The sequence below is a fragment of the Sulfuricurvum sp. genome, assembly GCF_030691015.1.
Classification (GTDB): domain Bacteria; phylum Campylobacterota; class Campylobacteria; order Campylobacterales; family Sulfurimonadaceae; genus Sulfuricurvum.
The window spans coordinates 365,596-387,831 of sequence record NZ_JAUYFF010000001.1 but is presented as its reverse complement, the minus strand read 5'-3'; the positions used below and the strand labels follow the sequence as shown (position 1 = coordinate 387,831).

The following is a 22,236-nucleotide window of genomic DNA, read 5'->3' as shown; positions in this document are numbered from 1 at the left end:
CTTGAGATACTGGATCGCACTATCTCTTTGTCTTCCCCTGTTTGGCTTGGAACTATCCCTTCAAAGCGGTAAAGAGGAGGGAGAAAAGTTCAGTATTCTTCATCTCCGCCACACTGCCCCTTTTGTATGTCAGGCAACAAACAATGAATTCGGTGAGACACGTCGCGTTGATTGCCGTTTTTCAACTGCTCCAAAACAATCTTTATCCCCTATTGACAATGGACTTTTAAGCGTTAGTGCCTCTTCAACACCCAAAGGGTACACAATAACCATCATCCCTAAATCAAAGATGATGCTGGTGCCGGAAATGTTTGACCTCTCCAAAGAGTCGCAGACGTATCAAAGCGACGTGAAAAAAGCGCGACACTGGAATGTTGTCGGATATACTAAAACACTTCCACTGATGAATCTTTCTACCCCTTCTGCATTATCCATTAATTTTCCAGTTAAAGTGCAAAAAAACGTCCCACCTTATGTCGGCGGACTTGATTTAAAAGGGAACCCCATCAAAATTAGACGGGTACAGGATGTAACCGACTATATGGAGATGAAAAAAGCATATGCCGCAAATGATTATCATAAAGTGATCGATCGTGCAAAAAATACCCTTCAAGAGTATCCCAATACCGTCTTTAAAAATGAATTGATACTTTATCAAATCCGTTCCTACCATCAGCTTGGAGAATATGAAAAGCTTCTTGAATTATCTAAGAAATTTTTACGCGAATACTCTGCGGATACAAGTGTCGCCGAAGTATTGGCATACACGGCAAATGCCTATAGCAAAATAGGGCAAATACTTGATGCCGATTACTTTTTTGATCGACTTTTTGATGAGCAAATCGATAGTCCGTTTGCGGCACAGGGGATGATTTTTAAAGCCGAGCAGTCAGAGTCTTCCGGAGATTTGAAAAAAGCAATGATGTTTTATCAAAAAGCACTTGCATCGACATCGGATATGGCGGTTGCGTCCAAAGCGGCATTTAAATTGGCTCAACTTGAAATGCTCGAGGGTAATACCAAAAAGTCGGCAGAGTACATTGATAAGATAGCGACTGTTAATCCTAACTATTTCAGTGAAGTCTACGATCATGCAATGGAAATAGCAGATGCATTTGTGAATCGGAAGGATCCCAAAACGGCTGCCCGTATTACTGAAGCTTTATTGAACAATACCGATAAAAAATTGGATAAGCACCAATTACTATTGAAAAACCTTGGAATGCAACTGGCGAAAGCGGGCAAACGAAATGAAGCGCTCAAACGGTTTAATGAATACCTTGAAACCTATAAATACGGTGAATTTGTTGAAGAGATCCGACGGGCTAAAGACGGTTTGTTTTTTGAAGAGGGTGACAACAATACGACCAAAGAGATTAAAAAATACAACGATTTGATTGAACGCTACGGAAATGACAGTGTCGGACGAAAAGCGTTGTACAAAAAAGCGCAACTTTTATTAAAAGAGAAAAAATACAAAGAGATATTGGACATCGAGAGTGATCTTTATCGTTTGGATTCTGCTGAGTACCCTGAGACGAATGCCATTATTTCAAAAAGTGCGATCGGGTTAGAAAAAGTCCATTTAAAAGAGGGAAAATGTACGGAGGCTATGAAGCTTCAGAAGATGTATAAAATAAAACTTCTTCCCGAATGGGATGAGGCATTGTTTAATTGTGCCCTCAAAACAACCCAATATGAAAATGCCAAAAAAATAGCTCAAAGACATCTCAAATCAAAATCAATCCAAGAGCGTCAAGTTTGGCTTTTGCGCATGGTAAAAACACAATTTGGTCTTGGAGATTACAAGGGGGCGATCAAGGGTGGAAATGAGTTAATTACCCTCTTAGCTGCCGAAAAAAATCCACCTCTCAATGATATCTACCGTACTATGTTTGACGCCGCACAGAGAGTGGGAGACGGTGAGGGGATGATTCGTCATATCAAATCGATTGAAGCGTCCTACCCGAATGCTTTTAAAGATATTGAACGCTATACTCAAATGGTAAGCTTGGGTCTGAAACGTAAAGATGAAGCCCTCACACAGACCTATGCCCGCAAAGTTATGGTGTTGCAAGAGCGGACTAAAACCTATACCCAAAGCCCTTATATTGAGTTCACGTTGGCAGAATCGTATCAAAACTTAGGAAAAGACGGCGATGCATTAAAAGTGCTAAGAGCATTAAACGCTCGTAAAATGACCAATGAAAAACGTTCTCGTCAGCAGTATTTGATCGGAGCTATTGAGCAAAAATTGGGGAATAAACGCCAAGCCAGAGAGGCATTTAATGCCAGTATCAAAGCCGATCAAAACTCCGCGTGGGGCAAATTAGCTAAAGATGCATTAGCACTATTTTAAAAGAGTGATCGCAGCCTTGTAGAGTTCATCTGCTGTACCGCTTGCACTCAATTCAAACTGATGGGCATTAAAGGTTTGTTGCCGTTTGGCCAACTGAGCGGTATGGGTTGCAATGTGCTCAATCAGCTCCGATTTTGTAACTTTAGCGTCTAAATACTCTAACGTCTCGATAATTCCAATCGCTTTCATGCTGTTGGGACTTCTTCCATAAAGTCGTTCCAACTCGGCTACTTCATCGATCAAACCGGAATCTGCCATTTTTTGCGTTCGCATCGAAATACGTTGGCGTAAAATATCGCGATCAACGTGTAAATTGAGTATCGGACACTCTGCGATAATGGGAGTGGGGGGATTATTTCTAAACCATTCAGATGGGGCAACACCGGCTTCGAGATAGATGAGGAGCATTTTTTCGATTCGATAAGCATCTGTCGGAGCGATTTTATCCATCGTGATCGGATCAATACCATTCAAAAGACGATAGCATTTATCCAAATCATGGAGCATGTTCTTTGTTTGATAAAGGGTATCGGGAGAATAATTTGGAATTGGCGAGAGCCCTTCAATCATACTTTTGAGATAAAAACTGCTTCCGCCGACAATAATAATATTTTTGTCTTCAGCTAAAGCTTTTTCACGAAGGCGGCGGTATTCGTCGATAAAGGTTATGACACTAGCGTTCTCATCCGGACGGAGCCGATCGATCCCAAAATGCTCTAGGGAAGCGAGTTCGGTTTTAGAAGGTTTAGCAGAGGCTATGTCGATCTCCTGATAGATACTGAGTGAATCAATTGATAATATAAGGGCATTATTCTCTAGTGCAAGGGTTAAAGCGAGATCGCTTTTTCCGGAAGCAGTGGAACCGATGAGTGCAATTTGTTTCATTAGCGTTATTATACCCGCACCCTTAAAGAGTTTTTACGATAAAATAAAGAGATTATGATTGAAAAGGGCTTGTGTGAAACGATTGGCGAGAAGATTACAAAATTTCAATGAGCTGGTGATGTTTCAGCACAGCGTCTTTTCCCTCCCTTTTATTTTTATTGCGATGATTGTTGCGTCCAATGGATGGTTCGGGTTTAAACTCCTTATTTTAGGAGCGTTAGCGGCGATCAGCGCCCGCAACGCTGCCATGGGATTTAATCGTTACGTCGATCGCGCTTTCGATATTCATAACCCCCGCACGGCAGGACGACCGAGTGTCGATGGCCGTTTAGATGGCTCTTCCATCGCCATTTTTACTGCGGTCAATGCGTTAGTATTTATGGCCGTTGCCTATTTTATCAACGATCTGGCATTTTATCTGAGTCTCCCTGTTCTTGTTGTACTCCTCAGCTATTCGTATTTCAAGCGGTTTAGTTCAATGGCACATATTGTTTTGGGGATATCGTTGGGTCTTGCACCGATGGCAGGGGCAATAGCGGTATTGGGGGCTGTGCCGTTATGGTCACTGCTGCTCAGTATCGGAGTTGTGTTTTGGGTAGCGGGATTTGATCTGCTTTATTCGCTGCAAGATATGGAGTTTGATAAAATAAACGGGCTCCACTCTATCCCCTCTCGATTTGGTGCTAGAGCGACGCTCAAAATTTCGTTGCTGTTTCATATGCTAACTATTTTGTTTTGGGGATGGTTTGTAAACGAGGCGGGACTGGGGATATTCGCTAGTGCTGCCGTTGTGTTTTCAGCCCTGATGCTGACGTATGAGCACTATTTGGTACGACGTGATTTTACAAAAATTGATCGGGCATTTTTTACGGTGAACGGCTATTTGGGATTTGTTTTTATAGGATTGATTATTTTAGATAAGGTGAGTCTATGAGTGATGTACGATTGATTGAAGCTCCGTTGGATATCGGATTTGAAATAGAAAATGTTAATTCGGTCGAATTTGAGCGAGAATATATTCAATTAAGTGAAGCGGACAATGATGCAATCGCCCAGTGGCTCCGAAATGCAAAAGGGAAAGGGGAGATGGGCGATAGCGATGGAATTGTCGTCCAATTGCTGGTAGAACTTTATCGTAAAATTGATCGCTTAGAGCAGGCATTGCTTCACACCGCCCCGAAGAGAATTCCGCTGTCAAATAACGCTAAGATAGGACGAATAGGGTATGAGTATTTTGAGCTTCTTGAACCGCAATTGGTAAGTGGGACCTATTACTATGGGCGACTTGAAATGCCGGTTCATCCTATGAGAGAAGCGGGATTTTATTTTGAGGCCCAAAGTCCTACATTAGCTAAAATTGTCCGGATGCATCAGAAAGATATCAATGAATGGGGAATCTATATGATGGCACGTGAGCGGGCAATCATTCGTCACCTAAAGGGGTATGAATGAATTATACCATTGAGATAGCACTTATTGCTCTGGCGGTTATGGTTGTGGGGCTTATCTACTATGTTATTACGAAAGAGGGGGAAGTCTCCTCTCAAATCCGTTCTATTGCAAAAGCGGTCGATGATCTGCACCGTGAGCTTTTTGTAATGGACAAACGGCTGAAGCAAGAGCTGGAAATCATTACATCACTTCAAGAGAGTGTTCCTCGTGAACAAACATCACTCCACGCCGAACTCGGTCGTGAGGTTAATGAACTTTCTGTCCCGATTTTGGAATCGTTGACCCATATTGAAGAGAGCTTTAGCGGGTACAAGGAAAAAACGGAAAATCGTTTGCGCTACCTCGAAGAGCGGATACGAAATCTATCTCTTCCCACCTCGATCAGCGGGCTAGATGATGAGAAAGTCATTAGCCGTTACAATCAGGGGATAGAAATCGATACAATCGCCAAAGAACTTCGTTTATCGAAAGCAGAAGTAGAATTCGTCCTTAAAATTAACCAACTCAGATAGTTATAAGCTTTATCAGCTATAATTTCGTTCTCTTTAAAAGATGCGTCCGTAGCTCAGCTGGATAGAGCACCGGTTTGCGGTACCGGCGGTCAGGGATTCGAATTCCTTCGGGCGCACCATCTTTCAAAATTCCTCATTTCTACATTCATCCGTTAAATCAACTAAACTAATAGAAAAATTTTATCTATTAACAAACAACTAAACTATTTCAAGGTAAAGTTTAAAACCATTACTTATTACACTAGGACAAAGTATGTCGGATATAGAAATAGCTCAAAATGCCAAAATGAAACCTATTGTAAATTTGGTAAAAGAGAGCTATGGAATTCCTTTTGAACACTTAGACCCGTATGGGCACTATAAAGCGAAGCTCTCTTTAGAATATGTTGACACTCTTTCTCATCAGGTAGAAGAGGGGAAGCTAATCCTCGTTTCCGCTATCAGCCCGACTCCGGCAGGAGAAGGAAAAACTACTACTACCGTGGGACTTGGCGATGCCATGAACCGTTTGGGTAAAAAAACGATTATATGTTTGCGTGAACCTTCTTTGGGCCCATGTTTCGGCTTAAAAGGTGGGGCGGCAGGAGGCGGATACTCCCAAGTTGTTCCTATGGAAGATATTAACCTTCATTTTACAGGTGATTTTCATGCTATAGCTGTAGCACACAACCTGTTAGCTGCGATGATTGATAACCACATCCATCACGGTAATGCTTTAGGGATAGATTCACGTCGTATCAAATGGAAGCGTGTCGTTGATATGAATGATCGTGCATTGCGTGAAATTACGATAGGGCATGGAGGCTCTTCAAACGGTTATTTACGTGAAGACGGCTTTGATATTGTTGTAGCTTCTGAAGTGATGGCAATTTTGTGCTTGGCTGTCAATCGGGCAGATTTAAAAGAGCGTTTAGGACGCATTATAATTGCCTATAAATCGGATAAATCAACTCCGATATATGCCAGCGATTTAAAAGCACATGGCGCGATGGCAGCCGTTTTAAAAGATGCCATTAAACCGAATCTGGTACAAACCTTGGAAAATAATATCGCTATTGTACATGGCGGACCATTTGCTAATATCGCACATGGGTGCAACTCTGTTATCGCCACTAAAACAGCTTTAAAACTGGCGGACTATGTGGTAACGGAAGCAGGATTCGGAGCAGATTTAGGGGCGGAAAAATTTTTGAATATTAAATGCCGTAGTGCAAAGTTAGCCCCTTCGGCTGTAGTATTGGTCGCTACGATTCGTGCCTTGAAATTTCATGGCGGTATTGAACTAGATCATCTGAATCAAGAAAATTTAGGAGCATTAGAGGCTGGATTTGCAAATTTGGAACGTCATATATCCAATATAAAGATTCACTATGGATTGCCGGCTGTCGTGTGTGTTAACCACTTTACCTTTGATTCAGATGCTGAAACTGCTCTATTGCAAGAGAAATGTGAATCGTTGGGTGTTAAATGTATTGTTTCCAAACACTGGGCTGAGGGAGGAAAAGGTGCCGAAGCGTTGGCACAAGAAGTATTGGATGTCGTCGATAATTATTCGGAAGGGTTTAATTATTTATACGATAATGCATTGCCTTTATGGGATAAAATCAAAACGGTTGCTACTAAAATATATGGCGCTGAAGGTATAACGGCCAGTGCGAGTATTCGCAATGAAATTGAAAGGCTTCAGCAGCATTATGGAGAGTTACCTATTTGTATGGCAAAAACGCAAATGTCGTTTTCTACAGATGCTAGTTTAAGAGGGGCACCTGAAGGGCATACAGTTGAAATAAGCGGCATTAAGCTGGAAAACGGTGCAGGGTTTATCGTTGCAATTGCCGGTAATATGATGACGATGCCGGGTTTACCGAAAGTGCCGACGGCAGAATATATTGATATTGATAATGATGGGGTTATTACCGGACTTTTCTAAAACAAATCCATTTTAGATATACCCTTTCACTTTTCCCCATAACAATCCAAGATACTCATGAAATGCATTTTCAGATATTGCCAACCCCGATGTTGATGGAAATTGCCATAACGATTCTTCTTTTTTAACTTTAAAATCTGTCGGAGCTTCTGTAACATTGATACCGTTTTGTCTAAACAGTAATGATGCACGTACCATATGCGATGCGGATGTCACTAATATAAGAGGTTTTTTCCCTACGATTTTTTTGACGGCGATCGCTTCATCCTGTGTATCTTTCGGTGACTCTAGAATCATAATATCTTTAGGATCAACTCCCAATGCCATAGCCATTTGAGCATTTTTACGAGCATTACTGATTGGATCATCGCCTCCGTATCCGCTGAAAATAAGTTTCATATTCGGATAACTTTTATAAAGTATGACCCCCTCATTGATACGTGCGAGAGATACAAGAGCTAGCTCGGAGGAGAGAGGGAGATTCGGATTTGTGGTATGACCGTTTCCCAAAACATGGATGTAGTGAGGATGAACAGAAGTTAAGTTTACTTTCGGATAAGCGTTTTCGAGCGGTTGTAGTAACAGTGCTGAAAAAGGGGGATAGGATAAAAGGGTTATCCAAGCAAAAGCAAAGAGGAAAAATTTTTTGGCTCGGGAGTAATACCCTCGGTACCAAAGATAGATTCCGATCCCTATTGCTATAAAAAAGAGAGGAAAAGGCATAAGAACGGAGGATATAGCCTTTTTAATTACAAACATGCAGTCTGCTCTGCAGATTATGCTTTATTTTTGCGTGCGGTAATCTCACCCAAAAAGCTTTCTAAATCGTATTTAACACGGTATTGCGGTGTCAAAATATGAACGAGAATATCTCCTAAATCGATAGCGACCCAATCACCGCTCTCATCAACATATAAAAATTGCTCATCAGGCTTAAGCCCTTTTTTAAGGTGATCAAGGAGTGCTATCGTATGGCGCTCTCCCAAAGATGATGCGAGAATAACGTAATCGGCGAAATAATCACCGCCTTGAAGATCGAATACTTCGATAGCTTCAGCTTTATTTTGATCGAGAATTGCACTGATCTTTTCAATTCGTGGGTTCACTGGTGTTCCTTGTAGTATGTAATAATTTTTTTTTCGATGTTCGGTTCCAATCCTAAAGAGGAGAAAGAGGTGCGAATATCGGTTGAACTGATCGGTACGTCGATATTGAGCCGAATCATGTTCTGAGGGATTTCTCGACCCTCGCGCGTCGCGACGACCCAATGGACCATCGCGTTTAATTCATAAAAGCAGTGCCATGAAGACAACTTTTCAAGATTATCTGCTCCAATGATGAGGTAAAGTTCATCACACACAGGTGCATAATGTTTGACCGTTTCAATCGTGTAGACACTGCGCTGCTGTGCGATTTCAAAATCGCTGATCTCAACTTTTTCATAGGGGCTGAAAATTTCCCTCAGCCACTCATACCGTATCGTCCCCTCTACAGCGGCAAAAGGTTTGAATGGATTGCGCGATGCAGGGACGATTATAAGCTTATCAATGCTCAAAACTTCTAAAGCTTTCAATACCACAGCAACGTGTCCGGCATGCGGCGGATCGAAAGTTCCGCCATAGAGTGCAAGCTTCATAAGCCTTAACTTCTTTTAATCGAAATTATAACCGATTTTTGGTAAAATAGCCCCTTATATTTGTGGTTAGGATTAGGTAATGGCGTTGAAGATTGCACTAAACGGGTTTGGACGTATCGGACGTTGTGTTACCCGTCTCATCGCTATGCGTAATGATGTCGAACTTGTCGCTATTAATGACATGGCATCGATGGATATGATTCTTTATCTGTTGCAAAATGATTCTGTACATGGTTCGTTCACGGTTGATGCCGCAATAATAGATAATGAGTATCTCCAAATCGGAAAAAATAAAGTTCGTGTATTGTGTGAAAAAGATCCTGAAAATGTCAATTTCGGTGTACTAGGGGCAGATGTTGTTTTTGAGTGCAGTGGCCTATTCTTGAGTGGAGCGGCGACAAAACACCATCTCGAAAAAGGGGTTAAAAAGGTCATTCTTTCCGCTCCGACACAAGATAGCGCAATACCGACGTTTGTACTTGGGGTTAATGAGCATTTGTATGAAGGTCAGGATATACTCTCGAATGCTTCATGTACGACGAACTGCTTAGGACCGATTGCCCGAATCTTGGATGAAGCGTTCGGAATCGAAAAAGGGTTGATGACAACTATTCATGCGTATACAAACGGACAAGCGATTATTGATTCTGCACACGGCAGTGATATGCGCCGCTCACGAGCGGCAGCACTGAATATGATCCCTACCACGACCGGTGCGGCAAAAGCGATTAGTCTTGTTCTGCCCAATCTGGAAGGGAAGCTACACGGGCAAAGTGTTCGTGTCCCGACTCCGGATGTATCTATGGTTGATTTAAATGTTTTAGTAAGTCGATCCACCACTAAAGAGGAACTGAGTCGTCTTTTTAAATCGTATGCAAAGAAGGAAATGAAAGGGATTTTGGAAGTGGATGAGCGTTATCGTGTTTCTCAAGATTTTGTCGGATCACCGTACAGTGCCACAGTGGCGGACGATTTGATTCAAGTTATCGATGGAAATATGATTAAAGTTATGGCGTGGTACGATAACGAATGGGGTTATTCCAATCGTCTTATCGAAATGGCATTGTATATCAGTCAAAAATAAATTTATCAATCTTACAGTAAGAGGAAAAAATGGAATTATTGAATATTAAAGAGTGTGACATTTACGGTAAAAAGGTATTTATCCGATGTGATTTTAATGTCCCGATGGATGACTACGGCAATATTACCGATGATCGTCGTATCCGTTCGGCACTTTCAACTATCAGTTATTGTTTGGATCAAAAGTGTGCGATTATTTTAGCATCCCATTTCGGTCGTCCAAAAGGGGAACCGGATGAGAAATATTCTCTTTCTCCTATTGCAAGACGGCTTCATCAACTTCTAAAAATTGATATTCAAATGGCAGAGGATGTTGTCGGTGAGAGCGCGAAGAAACTCTCTTCCGAACTCAAAGGGGGAGAAATCTTATTGTTGGAGAACCTCCGCTTTGAAAAAGGGGAGACGAAAAACGATCCGGAACTCAGCACACTCTTGGCTCACATGGCAGAAGTTTACATTAACGATGCATTTGGGGTGAGTCACCGTGCGCATGCTTCAGTCGAGGGGATTACGGAACATTTTGATCAAGCTCATAAGGCTGCGGGATTCTTACTCCAAAAAGAGATTCAATTTTTCGGAACCTTGTTGGAAAACCCTACTCGGCCGTTTGCGGCAATTGTCGGAGGATCGAAAGTTTCCGGTAAACTTGAAGCACTGATCAACTTGTTACCGAAAGTTGATAAAGTGCTGATTGGCGGAGGGATGGCATTTACGTTTCTCAAAGCATTAGGTCACGATGTCGGAAACTCGTTGGTGGAAGATGATTTACTGGGTGAAGCAATCAATATTATGGATGAAGCGAAGCGGTTAGGGGTGAAATTCTACCTTCCCGTCGATGTGGTTGCCGCTGAGAAATTTGCACCGGATGCTATGAGCCGCCTGTGCAGTATCCAAGAAATTCCATCGGGCTGGATGGGCTTGGATATCGGGCCGGCAACGGTGAGATTGTATCGTCAGATTTTAGCTGATGTACAAACGATTCTTTGGAATGGTCCGATGGGGGTTTACGAGATGGATCGCTTTGCACGCGGATCCAATAAAATCGCCCATTTTGTAGCCGATTCCTATGCAACTACCGTAGTGGGCGGCGGTGACACCGCGGATTTGGTTCAGCGTATCGGCCTTGATGAAGAGATTACGTTTATCTCTACCGGCGGCGGAGCATCTTTGGAGTTGTTGGAAGGAAAAATTCTTCCGGGTGTTAAACCGTTGTTGAAATAAAAAATGAGAGCTTAGAAGGAGTTCGTTGTGATAGTGTGTGCCAACTTTAAAGCGAATAAAACGCGTCAAGAGACACGTGCCTATATGGCAGTCGTGGAGTCATTTGTCAGTGCGAACGATATCTCGGATACGATCATTGTATTTCCTCCGTTTACGGCATTGGAAGACCTTTCCCGTAATATACTGATTGGAGTACAAAACGGCTATCCCGTCATAAACGGTGCGTATACCGGAGAGATTGCCTTAGAGCAGCTCGAAGAGTTTGGAATCAAAACGATCCTTATCGGACACAGTGAACGCCGTCATATACTCGGTGAGACGCAAGAGCAGATAGCGGCAAAATTTCGTTTCTTTGCCGAGCAGGGGTTTGCGATCGTTTATTGTGTCGGTGAACCTCTTGAGATTCGTGAAGAGGGGAATGCGTCATTAATGGCGTATATCGAAAAACAATTTGTGGGTATTGATCTGAATTATCCTGATCTCATCCTTGCGTATGAACCGGTATGGGCTATCGGCACGGGGCTGACTCCGACAAATGGCGACATTGAACTCTTGCATGGAGCACTTCGGGCAAAAACGTCCGCACCTCTTTTATACGGGGGAAGCGTAAAAGTAGAAAACGCCGGCGAAATCATGGCATTGGAGAATGTAGACGGTGTTCTTGTCGGCTCAGCTGCACTCAGTGCCAACGATTTTTGCGAGATGATCGCACAAGCAGCAGAATTAAACACAGAAAAAGGGGAATAATAGATGTTAATGCAAGGTAAAAAGGGGTTGATCGTCGGATTGGCCAACGATAAATCGATCGCATACGGGATTGCGCAAGCACTTCATGCTCAAGGGGCGCAAATGGCGTTTACCTATCTTAACGAAGCGTTGCAAAAGCGTGTAGAGCCTATTGCTGCGGGTTTTAATAACTCTCCCGTTTACAAACTCGATGTATCGGATGAGGCAGATATGGCCTCTATCGCTGAAAAAGTACGTGCCGATTTCGGAGAAATTGATTTTCTTGTCCATTCGGTTGCCTTTGCACCGAAAGAGGCATTAACGGAAGGCTTTATGAAAACGTCTAAAAGTGCGTTCCAAATTGCCATGGATATCTCGGTCTACTCGTTGATCGATTTGACGAACCGTTTGGAGAGTGTTTTAGCTCCGGGTGCATCTATTATCACCCTCAGTTACCTCGGAGGACCGAAATACATCCCGAATTATAATGTTATGGGTGTTGCGAAAGCGGCGCTAGAGTCAACCGTCCGTTATATGGCGGTAGAACTGGGTGCACTCAAAGGCCAACGCGTTAATGCTATCAGTGCTGGACCGATTAAAACTTTGGCTGCGAGCGGTATCGGTGATTTTAAACAAATTCTCAATTGGAATGAGTCCAATGCGCCATTACGTAAAAATGTGACGATCGAAGAGGTTGGTAATTCTGCAATGTATCTTCTCAGTGATTTATCAAGCGGTGTGAGCGGTGAAGTTCATTACGTCGATGCGGGCTATAACATTATGGGAATGGCGGCAGTTGAGAAAAACAGTGAAGGAAAAAGCGTTTTCGTCTGGGATGAAAGAAATTAATTGACTATTCCGCACATTGCGGAATAACCATGTTACGAAACGTTACTTACCAACAACAGGAAGAGTCCCCATCATTTCGATATGGGAAGGTGCTTTCGGCTTCCCTTCCATCATCTTCGCTTTACTTTCATGATAGACTTTCCACTTATCCGCATATTTTTGCAATGTAAAAGATTCATTACTATCAGTTTCAGGCACTTCAACCATTGTGGTAGTCGTTACAACAGTTCCATCCGGAGCCGTTGTTTTAGTTTCAACAGGGACAATTTTCGTCATAGGTGTCCACTCTTCCTTGAGCCAGCTGTCAAGGGAATGCTGCATTGCACCACCCTCGCTCGCGGCAGTTGTACTAGGTGAAATAGAATGTAATGAACTATTTTGAGAAGGGGCTACCCCTTCACGATTAGCACAACCGGAGAGGATTAAAAGTGAAGCTGTAGCCGTGACAAGAAGAGATACTTGGGACATGTGAGAATCCTTTGAGTTATTTGATAAAATAATACTAAATTGAACTATACCATAAAGAGGCTCAGATTTATGAGGATTATTCATTTTAAAAATCTTACAAAAATGTCATACTCCGTAAAATAGGGATTTTTAATCGGTAAATAGAAAGTAAACAAAATATTTTTTTTACAGCTATGTTTAAGAATAGCGGCGTTACAATTAACTCCGACGAAACAAAACATAAGGTCAAGCTTAACCTAAGGAGAATCAATGAAGTTAGTTAAAATGAGTCTTGCAGCAGCAGTGTTGCTCGGAGCGAGCGCATTTGCGTTAGACAATGTAAAAGTAAATGGTGACGCTAAAGTTTATTACAATACAAGTAACTTGGATCAAGTTACACCGGCAAGCGATAGCATGTTCGGTAAAGATAATAGTGCGGCAGATACTGCACTTCGTCTTGGTGTAACAGGTGATTTGCTTAAAGGTGTATCATTCGGTGTAACCGGCTATGCGGTTAGTACTCTTGGTTTAGAAAATAACATGGTAGCAAATACTTGGACATCTGGGCACACTAACGGTGTAGAAGATAACTCATGGATTAGTGAACTTTGGTTGGCGGGAACAATCGGTAAAACTACGGCTAAACTTGGTCGCATGGAACTTGATACTCCGTTAGCGTTTTCTGAAAAATGGTCAGTTGCAGCAAATACATTTGATGCAGCGGTATTGATCAACCAAGATCTTCCTGATACTACTTTGGTAGCTGCTTGGGTTGGAAAAGGGAACGGTGTTAACCACTTGGCGCCATTGGCTGGATTAGGTGAAGTAGCTGCAACGAAAGATAACGGCTCGGCTGTAGGTCTTGATGCTTATATGGCTACAGGTGCTAAATACAGTACATTCGGTGAAGCAGGAGCATACGCAGTTGCGGCTGTCAATAACTCATTCAAACCTCTTACTGCACAAGCATGGTATTACAATGTATCAAGTGTAGCGGATGCTTATTGGTTGCAAGCGGATATTAATTGTGAGTTAGTTAAAGGTGTAAAAATCGGTGCTCAACTTGCGAAGATCGATCCTAAGGGTGTAGTTAACGGTATCGTTCCTAATGCTAAAGATTCTGATGCTTATGCGTTCAAACTTGGATACGAAGGTGTTCAAAACTTGAAAGTATCAGTAGCTTATTCTGATGTTGATGAAGACGGTGTATTGAACATCGCAAATACTGCAACGAATAACCTTGTTGCTGGACAATCTAAATTGTACACAGAAGCATGGTGGAACTATGGGTATGTTGGTGCTCCGGGTGCAACATCATGGAATGTAACGGCTGAGTACGATGCCGGTTTCGCAAAACTAGGTACATACTATACAAATGTTTCAGTTGATAACACTGGCAACGCTGTTATTGCTACATTAAGAAGTTTAGGTGCAAGTAGAGCTGATAATACTAATATGACTGAAGTCGCAGTTACTGCTTCTAAATCTTTCGGTCCTTTGGATGCAACTTTGGCATATATCTCTACAGATGCTGATGATCAAAATACAAATGTAAATGCTGACGGTTCACGTTACGATTCAGTTCAAGCATACTTAACTCTTAACTTCTAAGAGTTTTTACTTCTCACCCCTTTGGGGTGAACTCTCTTTTTATTTTCCCCTTACACTTTCGCTATAATCATTCACATGAAATATTTTCTCAAATCATTGCTTTACACGTTTTTAATGCTTTTTCTGATCTCTCTCCTCTCGTTTGGGGCGATTCATATGGCACCGAACAGTTTTATGGGAGGGGAACTCAATCCCAATATGACTCCTGAAGCGATTGCACAATTACAAGCAATCTATGGATTGAATAAACCGCTATTACAGCAATATAGTGATTGGGTAGGTAATTTAATTACACTCAATTTCGGTATTTCATTTGTCAGCGGTGCACAGGTTTCTGAAGTCGTGGCAGATCGTCTGCCTGTAACGCTGTGGATGAATATCATTGCCATGGTACTAACATTTGTGTTATCACTATGGATGGGGATCAAAGCGGCACTTTCCCATGGGAAAAAAGCGGATACCTTTTTGAGCCAGCTTGCATTGCTTAGTTTTGCGATGCCGTCATATTATCTGGCACTGGTTGTGATGATGATTCTCAGCGTTATGTTAGGATGGTTTCCTATATCAGGGATGCATTCGTTGGAGCCACCGGAGGGAGTTGGGTATTATCTCGATATGGCGTGGCATTTAACACTTCCGATAGCTGTAATGGTCTTTGTCGGTATCGGGAGTTTAGTACTGTATGTGCGCTCACTAACCCTTGAAATCCTCAAAAGTGACTATATCTATTTTGCCCGCTCTCGCGGTATAGAGGAGAAGAAAATAATCCGCCGTTATATTCTCCCGAATCTTTTGCCGCCGATTGTAACGATGTTGGGGTTATCGTTGCCGGGGCTAATCGGTGGGTCGGTGATATTGGAATCGATATTTGGGATCGAGGGGATGGGGCAACTGTTTTATCTATCGGCAATGAGTCGGGATTATCCGGTAATTATGGGGATTTTGATGATGAGTGCGTTTTTAACGCTGATCGGCAATCAGATTGCCGATGCGGTGTTGTTAAAGCTTAATCCGTTTGTGAAACGTTAATTTCCAAATAATGCTTCGAGTGAGCTAAGCCCCTCTTTTTTCTCTTCCCCAGCTTTTTCACCCATTTGAGTACTTCCGCCCACTTCGTTTAGCTCGATAGTATAACCCGTCAACATCGATGCAAGACGGATATTGATGCCGCTTTTACCGATTGCTTTAGACTTTTGATCGCTTGGGAGGGTAACAACTGCTTTTTTCTCTTCCCCTTCATCTTCGGTGATGACGACGGCACTGATGATAGCAGGGCTCATTGCACGAGAGATAAACAGCTCAGGGGATGAGCTGTATTCGACACAGTCGATATTTTCTCCGCAAAGTTCTTCACTTACCGCATTAATACGGACACCGCGTACACCGACGGTCGCTCCAATAGGATCGATTTGAGGACGGTTGGTATAGAGGGCAATTTTAGCGCGCTCACCCGGGATACGGGCACATTTTTCGATGACCACGATACCGTCTTTGATCTCTGGTACTTCAAGTGCCAAAAGTTCTTCAAGGAATTTAGGAGAGGTACGGGAAAGTTCCATAGAGATACCGTTGGCTTTATCGACGTGGACACGGCGAACGATTGCACTGACGACATCACCGACTTTAAATTTTTCCCCTTTAATACGGCTTTTCATCGGCAGTGTTGCGCGAATTTCATCAATCTCGATGGTCGTATTTTGATCGTTGTCGACCCGGGTAACTCGGCCGGAGACGATTTGGTTGATCTTACTTTTATATTTGTCGTAGAGTTCATTTTCTACGAGGCGTTGAATATGAAATTCAATCTCTCGGTGCAAGGTAGCGAACGCACTTCTTCCATAGCTTTCGATGTCATGCTCCATTTGAAGCTGATCGCCGATCTCAGCTTCTTCGTCAATCTCCAAAGCGCTCGTGATACCCATATAGGCACCGGCTTCTTCCCCTTCAATTTCAGGAGCATCATCGGCAACGACAGTAATGATTTGGCGTAATTTGACGGTTTTAGTACGATCATCAATATCCGCTTCAAAAGCGAAAGTAGGGTTAATAATACGTTTGGCGGTTTGAATAAAAGAGGTTTTAATCGCCTCTTGAACACGATCGGTGTTAAGCCCTTTTTCGTTAGCAATTGAGTCAATAATGTCTAAAATATTTTCCATAGGACTATCCTCTTTTAGGTGGTAACTCATAAAAAATTGGTTGGTTGGGAAAGCTTTTTTATGAAGGATATGTATTATACATAAATTTCTCTTAATAGGATATTTATCATATCACCGCTATAATCCCCCTAATATCAAGAACTCTATAAAAGGGAAAAGCAATGGAACTCAAACTCGCCCGTAGCGAACACGACACAAAACCGCGTAAAATCGACCTCAAAAAAATCACCGAAATGGTAGAAAAAAGTAACTCTTCTATCCTCTATTTTGATCGTGAGAATTCACACAAAGATCTTCTTGCACTTCAAGATCATTTTGAAGGAGAAGGGAAAAGTTTTTACATGCGTGAAGTAAAATTCGGACTTTCAGCGAATGAATATATGTACGAGGTACATATCCTCTAATGTCTAAAAAACTCTTTATTGAGACGCTCGGATGTGCCATGAACGTGCGTGATTCCGAGCACATGATCGCAGAGCTAAATGCCCATGAGGGGTATGAGCTTACCGATGATGCGAGCTCTGCCGATCTAATCCTCATTAACACCTGCTCGGTTCGTGAAAAACCGGTACATAAACTCTTTTCCGAACTCGGTGTCTTTAACAAGCTCAAAAAAGCAGATGCCAAAATCGGTGTGTGTGGATGTACGGCGTCCCATTTGGGGAAAGAGATCATCAAGCGCGCTCCGTATGTTAATTTTGTTCTCGGTGCCCGTAATGTTTCTAAAATCGCCTCTGTACTTCATCGCGATAAAGCGGTCGAAATTGAGATCGATTACGATGAATCACAGTTTGCTTTTAAAGATTTTCGCAGCAGTCCGTATAAAGCCTATATCAATATCTCTATTGGATGTGATAAGCAGTGTACCTTTTGTATTGTCCCGAAAACCCGTGGGGATGAGATATCGATTCCTCCCGATCTGATTGTTGCCGAAGCGCGTAAAGCGGTCGAGAACGGAGCTAAAGAGGTTTTTTTACTCGGTCAAAATGTCAACAACTACGGTCGGCGTTTGTCGGGGGGGAATGAAAAGATCAACTTTACCGAGCTGCTTCGTCGTGTGAGTGCGGTGGAGGGGTTGGCACGTATCCGATTTACCTCTCCCCATCCGCTGCACATGGATGATGAGTTTATTGAAGAGTTTGCCGCTAACCCCAAAATCTGTAAATCGATGCATATGCCGCTGCAAAGCGGCTCTGATCCGATTTTAAAAGCGATGAAGCGCGGTTATAGCAAAGAGTGGTTTTTAAATCGTGCACGAAAATTGCGGGAGTTGGCGCCGGATGTCAGTATTAGTACCGATATCATTGTTGCCTTTCCCGGTGAGAGCGATGCGGATTTTGAAGATACGATGGATGTTCTCAATCAAGTTCGTTTCGAGCAGCTGTTTAGCTTTAAATACTCTCCGCGTCCATTGACTGAGGCTGAAAAACTCGAAGAGGTTGATTCTGAAATAGGTTCGGAACGACTTAACAGACTTCAAGCACGACATGATCAGATACTCGATGAGATGAAATCGGTCAACTTAGGTAAGGTTGTTGAGGTATATTTCGAAGAGCTGCGCGAGGGTGGACATGTTGCAGGCCGCAGTGATAATAACCTTTCCGTAAAAGTAAAAGGGTCTGAAGAGTGGCTGGGTAAAATCGCTAAAGTAAAAATAACGGAGGTTTCTCGTAACGTCCAGTATGGAGAGATCATTGCGTAAAGAACTTCTTCGCACGTTAGCGTTGTGGTTTATCCCCCCTATCGGAACACTTCTGATTCGTCTGATTTATCTCACGAATGCAAAGCGGTTTCATCTTCCTCAAACCATCCCTGCAGAACCCGTTATTTTTGCGTTTTGGCATGGAGATTTGCTAATGCAACCGTATCTCTACTACCAATTCCGCAAAAATCCTAAAGCGAATGTTCTAATATCTGACCATTTTGACGGTCAAATTATCGCGAGTATAATGCGATACTTTAAGCTCGGAACGATTCATGGCTCCACCACACGCGGCGGGGCAAAAGTTCTCATTCAGGGGCTTAAATCCCTTAATGAGGGGTATGATATCGGAATAACTCCCGATGGTCCGAAGGGTCCTCGTCATGAGATGAGTGACGGAGTCGTGATTATGGCGCAAAAACGGCATACCAAAGTTATTGTCTACAGCTGTGTTCCTTCAAAATTTTGGCAATTACCCAGTTGGGATCGTTTTACCGTTCCCAAACCGTTTGGAACCCTTCATTTCTATGCATCCGAACCGATTGATTTGGATGGTTTGGAGATGGAAGCGGCTAAAGCCCTTATCAAATCCAAGCTTATGGAACATACCCTCTAGGGTGGCGTAGGATGTCTGAACTCTATAATGCTAAAGAAGCATTTTTAAAGTATCTTGATTCTATCCGAGGCTACTCCCCTCTGACGATACGCAGTTATAACGATGCAATCGATGAGATGATCAGGCATGCCGAAATCGAGATCCATCATGGCGATATTCTCCTCAATCTTATGCCGCTTCGTCTTAAAATCGCTTCGTTAAAAGCCAAAACTATCGCCGCTAAACTCAGTGCTATACGTAGTTTTATAAAATATCTCCGTGACAACGGGACGAGCGTTGAACTCCGAGGGGATGAGAGTATTAAGATCCCGAAAACCCTCCCAAAACCGATTACGCATGAGCAAATTTCCCATGCATTGCAATACGCTGAGCCGCAGGCAGCATTGGCAATCACACTCCTGTATACAATGGGACTTCGTATTTCAGAACTCACCCATTTGCGGCTTCAGGATATGGGCGAAGGATGGTCTCGTGTTCGGGGGAAAGGATCAAAAGAGAGAGATATTCCGATGATAGAGAGCATTAGCGCTATGGTACTTGCTTATCAGCGCACCAACCCCTCACGAGAGTATATTTTTGAGGCCAAAGGTGAAAAATTAAGCGAAAATAGTCTAAGATATACCATTATTAAGGCATTTGCAAAGGTTGGACTCAAAGTGACCCCACATCAATTGCGTCATACCTATGCAACCGAATTGTTAAACAATGGGGCGCGAATTGCCGATGTTAGCGAATTATTGGGACATGCTAGCATGTCTACGACACAGATTTATACTAAGCTGGGAAATGCATTGAAAATGGATCATTATCGTCAATCGCATCCATTATGCCATCCTCATGAGGACTCTAAGTGATAGAACGGTTTTACCGAAAAATTTTCATCGCTATTGTACAAGACGGAGGATCTCACGACGTACGGGTTGTGGCGCAAAAGCAAAAAAAACTCCTATACAAAGAGAATAGACGATTTGAAGGGACATCTTCGTATGAAGATATGGTCTCCTTTTTGCGTAAATATATCGATGAATCTCCCTTATATTATGTAGCGTTGCTAAACCCTGAACCTAAACAAGGGGCATTAGTAGGGTGTTCACAACATATTGCTGATGATATGGAAGAGATCATCGGCACAAAAACACTTTGTCGTAACGGAAAGTGGCTTTTGTACAGTTCACAAAGAGAGCTTGATGCTCTAGAGCATCAGTATCGTACCCTAGGGCTTGATTTTATTTTTTCACCTTTTTCCATTTTGGAACATTTTTTTGCAGATAAGATCAAAGGGGGATTCGCCCTCTATGCATTGGCGCAAAAAGACTCATTCAGTATTGTATTGTTTGAAGAGGGGAAACTTGAATATGCTCATCACTATACTATGACAGAAAAAAGCGGGATGGGCATTGAGGATGAGAGCAATACCGCCGGATTTGCGGTAGGCATTAAAGAAGAGGAAGAGATTGAGAGAGGGATAAGTCTTGATGACATAGAGTCTCTTGATGATTTGGATATCCTAGAAGAGCTGGATGATTTGAGCGATATAGAGGACTTGGATACTCTCGAAGAGATTGCAGAATTCAGTGAAGATGAACTGACATATGAGGAAAAAAGGATCACTTCTTCTCATGGGAATGACATTAAATCTGAGATGGATCGGTTCAATAATGACTATCGTCGATTTGAGTTGATTCAGCGCACTTTGATACGGTTTTATGGGGGAGAACATTGCCGTAATCGTTTTGTAGAGACCGTTTATATTGCAGATGCTTATGGGAGCGGAAGTGAACTCAAGCGTTACCTCGAAGAAGAACTCTTTCTAAATGTACTCATTCGGCATATTGATGTCGCAGATGAAGTGATAGCACTCTCAATGGTGGAAGAGGAGGGGCTGTGAAGCACAGTTTTATTACGCCCCGGACAAAACGTTTAATCAGCGGTGAACTGCGTTTAGTCCTTTTCTTTTTCACAGTAACGATTGCTATGGTTGTAGGAACGTATATCTTTTTAGGGTATAAAACGTATGATTTTGCCCATGAGCGTACAATGGTAGCGCAAAAAGAAAAAGGGTTAAACCGTTCAATTAGTCAGATGGAAGAGCAGATTAAAACCATAGAGGCCGAGGCAAAAATTGCTGAGCAAGTGACAACCGATAATACGGTAATGAAAGAGAGTATACGTAATCTCTTTGATCTCGTTCCCGAAGATATTACCCTCTCTCGCGCTGAGTTGGAATCAAGGTCTTTGATTTTATATGGTACTACCCCCAATAAAGATACCTATGAGTATATGCTTCATGCACCGTTACGGTCCATTTTTCATCGTACCTATACAAGTTTTTATCCGATTGAAAACGGGTGGTACCGATTCGTTTCAACAAATTATCTCGATGATGAGACTGTTGAAGAGGTAGAAGAATGAATCGTCAGACACTGTTCGTAGTGATACTCTCACTTTTGTTATTAATAGGTGTGGTTGCTTTTTCATTTTTATTTTTAATCCCAAAAGGGAAAGAATACCGGACGCTGCGCCTAGAGAGTAAAAAAGAGTTTCAGCAGTTAGAATTGGCTCAAAATCGGTACGACAATACGCATAATCGCCTCAAAGATCTTCAGTCACTGCATCGCAGTACAATAGGGGCTTTTGATAAAACATTTAATCCCGATCGGTTTGAACGTCTCTATAAAAAAGAGTTTACCGACCTTTATTTGACAGAGGTGAGTGAATTTGAGAGCAATGGAACGTTTAAAGTGTATGAAGTCAATGCAACATCCAAAATTACGTCACCGCAAAGTTTTTATAACTTCTTAGAAAACATCAATAAAAGTGAATGGATTATCGGAGTTAATTTCCCGATCCATTTTGAGAGAGACGGGGATAAAATTCGTTCAAGCTTTACGATGAAAGTACACAATAAGCCCTCTGAAAAAGAGATGCCGATGAAAGAGCACATGAAGAAAGAACCTGAGTCAAAAGCTAAAGAAGTTGTACCTAAAACGCCTGAAGTAATATCACCTTTTGAGCCACTAAAAGCTGAGGCGTCATCTCAGCATTAAA

The 22,236-nt window shown here is 42.4% G+C and carries 24 protein-coding genes and 1 tRNA gene; 19 read left to right on the top strand and 6 right to left on the bottom strand.

Annotated elements, in window-relative coordinates; genetic code table 11:
• Position 1 precedes the first annotated feature (1 nt).
• Entirely contained in the window at positions 2-2,359 is a 2,358-nt protein-coding gene (locus tag Q8O20_RS02040; protein WP_305529786.1) for a hypothetical protein, read from the top strand.
• Here the strand turns inward: Q8O20_RS02040 and miaA are convergent.
• A complete protein-coding gene (miaA, locus tag Q8O20_RS02035) occupies positions 2,351-3,244 on the bottom strand; it encodes a tRNA (adenosine(37)-N6)-dimethylallyltransferase MiaA (RefSeq protein ID WP_305529785.1) in 894 nt (297 codons plus the stop codon). The genes Q8O20_RS02040 and miaA overlap by 9 nt on opposite strands.
• A gap of 73 nt (positions 3,245-3,317) precedes the next feature.
• Between miaA and mqnP the strand changes: the two genes are divergently transcribed.
• The 5 genes from mqnP (at position 3,318) to Q8O20_RS02010 (ending at position 7,138) form a co-directional block, all read left to right on the top strand.
• Positions 3,318-4,178 carry a menaquinone biosynthesis prenyltransferase MqnP gene (mqnP, locus tag Q8O20_RS02030; protein ID WP_305529784.1) on the top strand — a complete coding sequence of 287 codons (861 nt, stop codon included), beginning with the start codon at positions 3,318-3,320 and terminating at the stop codon, positions 4,176-4,178.
• A complete protein-coding gene (locus Q8O20_RS02025) occupies positions 4,175-4,696 on the top strand; it encodes a hypothetical protein (protein ID WP_304738070.1) in 522 nt (173 codons plus the stop codon). Before mqnP ends, Q8O20_RS02025 begins: the two co-directional genes overlap by 4 nt.
• Positions 4,693-5,208 carry a hypothetical protein gene (locus Q8O20_RS02020; RefSeq protein WP_305529781.1) on the top strand — a complete coding sequence of 172 codons (516 nt, stop codon included), beginning with the start codon at positions 4,693-4,695 and terminating at the stop codon, positions 5,206-5,208. Before Q8O20_RS02025 ends, Q8O20_RS02020 begins: the two co-directional genes overlap by 4 nt.
• A 42-nt stretch (positions 5,209-5,250) precedes the next feature.
• Positions 5,251-5,327, top strand: a tRNA-Arg gene (locus Q8O20_RS02015).
• A gap of 134 nt (positions 5,328-5,461) precedes the next feature.
• Positions 5,462-7,138, top strand: a complete 1,677-nt coding sequence (locus tag Q8O20_RS02010; protein ID WP_305529779.1) for a formate--tetrahydrofolate ligase — start codon at positions 5,462-5,464, stop codon at positions 7,136-7,138.
• Between the two features lie 12 nt (positions 7,139-7,150).
• Here the strand turns inward: Q8O20_RS02010 and Q8O20_RS02005 are convergent, their stop codons facing one another.
• Genes Q8O20_RS02005 through nadD form a run of 3 tightly spaced genes read right to left on the bottom strand, consistent with a single transcriptional unit; the run spans position 7,151 to position 8,774 of the window.
• Positions 7,151-7,861, bottom strand: coding sequence for an ElyC/SanA/YdcF family protein (locus Q8O20_RS02005; RefSeq protein ID WP_305529777.1), 711 nt, complete (start codon positions 7,859-7,861; stop codon positions 7,151-7,153).
• 53 nt (positions 7,862-7,914) lie between these two features.
• Entirely contained in the window at positions 7,915-8,244 is a 330-nt protein-coding gene (gene rsfS / locus Q8O20_RS02000) for a ribosome silencing factor (protein ID WP_305529776.1), read from the bottom strand.
• Positions 8,241-8,774 carry a nicotinate (nicotinamide) nucleotide adenylyltransferase gene (nadD, locus tag Q8O20_RS01995; protein ID WP_305529775.1) on the bottom strand — a complete coding sequence of 178 codons (534 nt, stop codon included), beginning with the start codon at positions 8,772-8,774 and terminating at the stop codon, positions 8,241-8,243. The genes rsfS and nadD overlap by 4 nt, the downstream gene beginning before the upstream one ends.
• A 79-nt stretch (positions 8,775-8,853) precedes the next feature.
• On the opposite strand from nadD, the gene gap reads away from it, so the two are divergent.
• From gap to fabI, 4 genes are read left to right on the top strand one after another with little or no spacing between them, the layout of a single operon-like run.
• On the top strand, positions 8,854-9,858 hold the full coding sequence (gene gap, locus Q8O20_RS01990; RefSeq protein ID WP_305529774.1) for a type I glyceraldehyde-3-phosphate dehydrogenase: 1,005 nt from the start codon (positions 8,854-8,856) through the stop codon (positions 9,856-9,858).
• A gap of 29 nt (positions 9,859-9,887) precedes the next feature.
• Positions 9,888-11,078 carry a phosphoglycerate kinase gene (pgk, locus tag Q8O20_RS01985; protein WP_304738046.1) on the top strand — a complete coding sequence of 397 codons (1,191 nt, stop codon included), beginning with the start codon at positions 9,888-9,890 and terminating at the stop codon, positions 11,076-11,078.
• 27 nt (positions 11,079-11,105) lie between these two features.
• On the top strand, positions 11,106-11,825 hold the full coding sequence (locus Q8O20_RS01980) for a triose-phosphate isomerase (RefSeq protein ID WP_305529773.1): 720 nt from the start codon (positions 11,106-11,108) through the stop codon (positions 11,823-11,825).
• Positions 11,826-11,828: 3 nt separating this feature from the next.
• Positions 11,829-12,653, top strand: a complete 825-nt coding sequence (gene fabI / locus Q8O20_RS01975) for an enoyl-ACP reductase FabI (protein WP_304738040.1) — start codon at positions 11,829-11,831, stop codon at positions 12,651-12,653.
• A gap of 42 nt (positions 12,654-12,695) precedes the next feature.
• Here the strand turns inward: fabI and Q8O20_RS01970 are convergent, their stop codons facing one another.
• Entirely contained in the window at positions 12,696-13,121 is a 426-nt protein-coding gene (locus Q8O20_RS01970) for a hypothetical protein (protein ID WP_305529772.1), read from the bottom strand.
• Between the two features lie 249 nt (positions 13,122-13,370).
• On the opposite strand from Q8O20_RS01970, the gene Q8O20_RS01965 reads away from it, so the two are divergent.
• On the top strand, positions 13,371-14,711 hold the full coding sequence (locus tag Q8O20_RS01965; protein ID WP_305529771.1) for a hypothetical protein: 1,341 nt from the start codon (positions 13,371-13,373) through the stop codon (positions 14,709-14,711).
• A 75-nt stretch (positions 14,712-14,786) separates the two neighbouring features.
• Positions 14,787-15,740, top strand: coding sequence for an ABC transporter permease (locus Q8O20_RS01960; protein ID WP_305529770.1), 954 nt, complete (start codon positions 14,787-14,789; stop codon positions 15,738-15,740).
• Here Q8O20_RS01960 and nusA read toward each other — a convergent pair.
• Positions 15,737-16,870 (bottom strand): transcription termination factor NusA, encoded by a 1,134-nt coding sequence (gene nusA, locus Q8O20_RS01955; protein ID WP_304738028.1) that lies wholly within the window; start codon positions 16,868-16,870, stop codon positions 15,737-15,739. The genes Q8O20_RS01960 and nusA overlap by 4 nt on opposite strands.
• 161 nt (positions 16,871-17,031) lie before the next feature.
• Here nusA and Q8O20_RS01950 point away from each other — a divergent pair, with 161 nt between their 5' ends.
• The 7 genes from Q8O20_RS01950 to Q8O20_RS01920 are packed head-to-tail and all read left to right on the top strand — an operon-like array spanning position 17,032 to position 22,235.
• Positions 17,032-17,274 (top strand): HP0268 family nuclease, encoded by a 243-nt coding sequence (locus tag Q8O20_RS01950; protein ID WP_015652698.1) that lies wholly within the window; start codon positions 17,032-17,034, stop codon positions 17,272-17,274.
• Positions 17,274-18,572 carry a tRNA (N6-isopentenyl adenosine(37)-C2)-methylthiotransferase MiaB gene (miaB, locus tag Q8O20_RS01945; protein ID WP_305529769.1) on the top strand — a complete coding sequence of 433 codons (1,299 nt, stop codon included), beginning with the start codon at positions 17,274-17,276 and terminating at the stop codon, positions 18,570-18,572. Before Q8O20_RS01950 ends, miaB begins: the two co-directional genes overlap by 1 nt.
• Positions 18,565-19,188 carry a lysophospholipid acyltransferase family protein gene (locus Q8O20_RS01940; protein WP_305529768.1) on the top strand — a complete coding sequence of 208 codons (624 nt, stop codon included), beginning with the start codon at positions 18,565-18,567 and terminating at the stop codon, positions 19,186-19,188. Before miaB ends, Q8O20_RS01940 begins: the two co-directional genes overlap by 8 nt.
• Positions 19,189-19,199: 11 nt before the next feature.
• Complete coding sequence (locus Q8O20_RS01935) at positions 19,200-20,042, top strand: tyrosine-type recombinase/integrase (protein WP_305529767.1); 843 nt, start codon at positions 19,200-19,202, stop codon at positions 20,040-20,042.
• On the top strand, positions 20,039-21,076 hold the full coding sequence (locus Q8O20_RS01930; RefSeq protein ID WP_304738010.1) for a hypothetical protein: 1,038 nt from the start codon (positions 20,039-20,041) through the stop codon (positions 21,074-21,076). The genes Q8O20_RS01935 and Q8O20_RS01930 overlap by 4 nt, the downstream gene beginning before the upstream one ends.
• Positions 21,073-21,600 carry a hypothetical protein gene (locus Q8O20_RS01925; RefSeq protein ID WP_305529766.1) on the top strand — a complete coding sequence of 176 codons (528 nt, stop codon included), beginning with the start codon at positions 21,073-21,075 and terminating at the stop codon, positions 21,598-21,600. Before Q8O20_RS01930 ends, Q8O20_RS01925 begins: the two co-directional genes overlap by 4 nt.
• Positions 21,597-22,235 carry a hypothetical protein gene (locus tag Q8O20_RS01920; RefSeq protein WP_304738005.1) on the top strand — a complete coding sequence of 213 codons (639 nt, stop codon included), beginning with the start codon at positions 21,597-21,599 and terminating at the stop codon, positions 22,233-22,235. The genes Q8O20_RS01925 and Q8O20_RS01920 overlap by 4 nt, the downstream gene beginning before the upstream one ends.
• The last annotated feature ends 1 nt before the right edge of the window (position 22,236 follow it).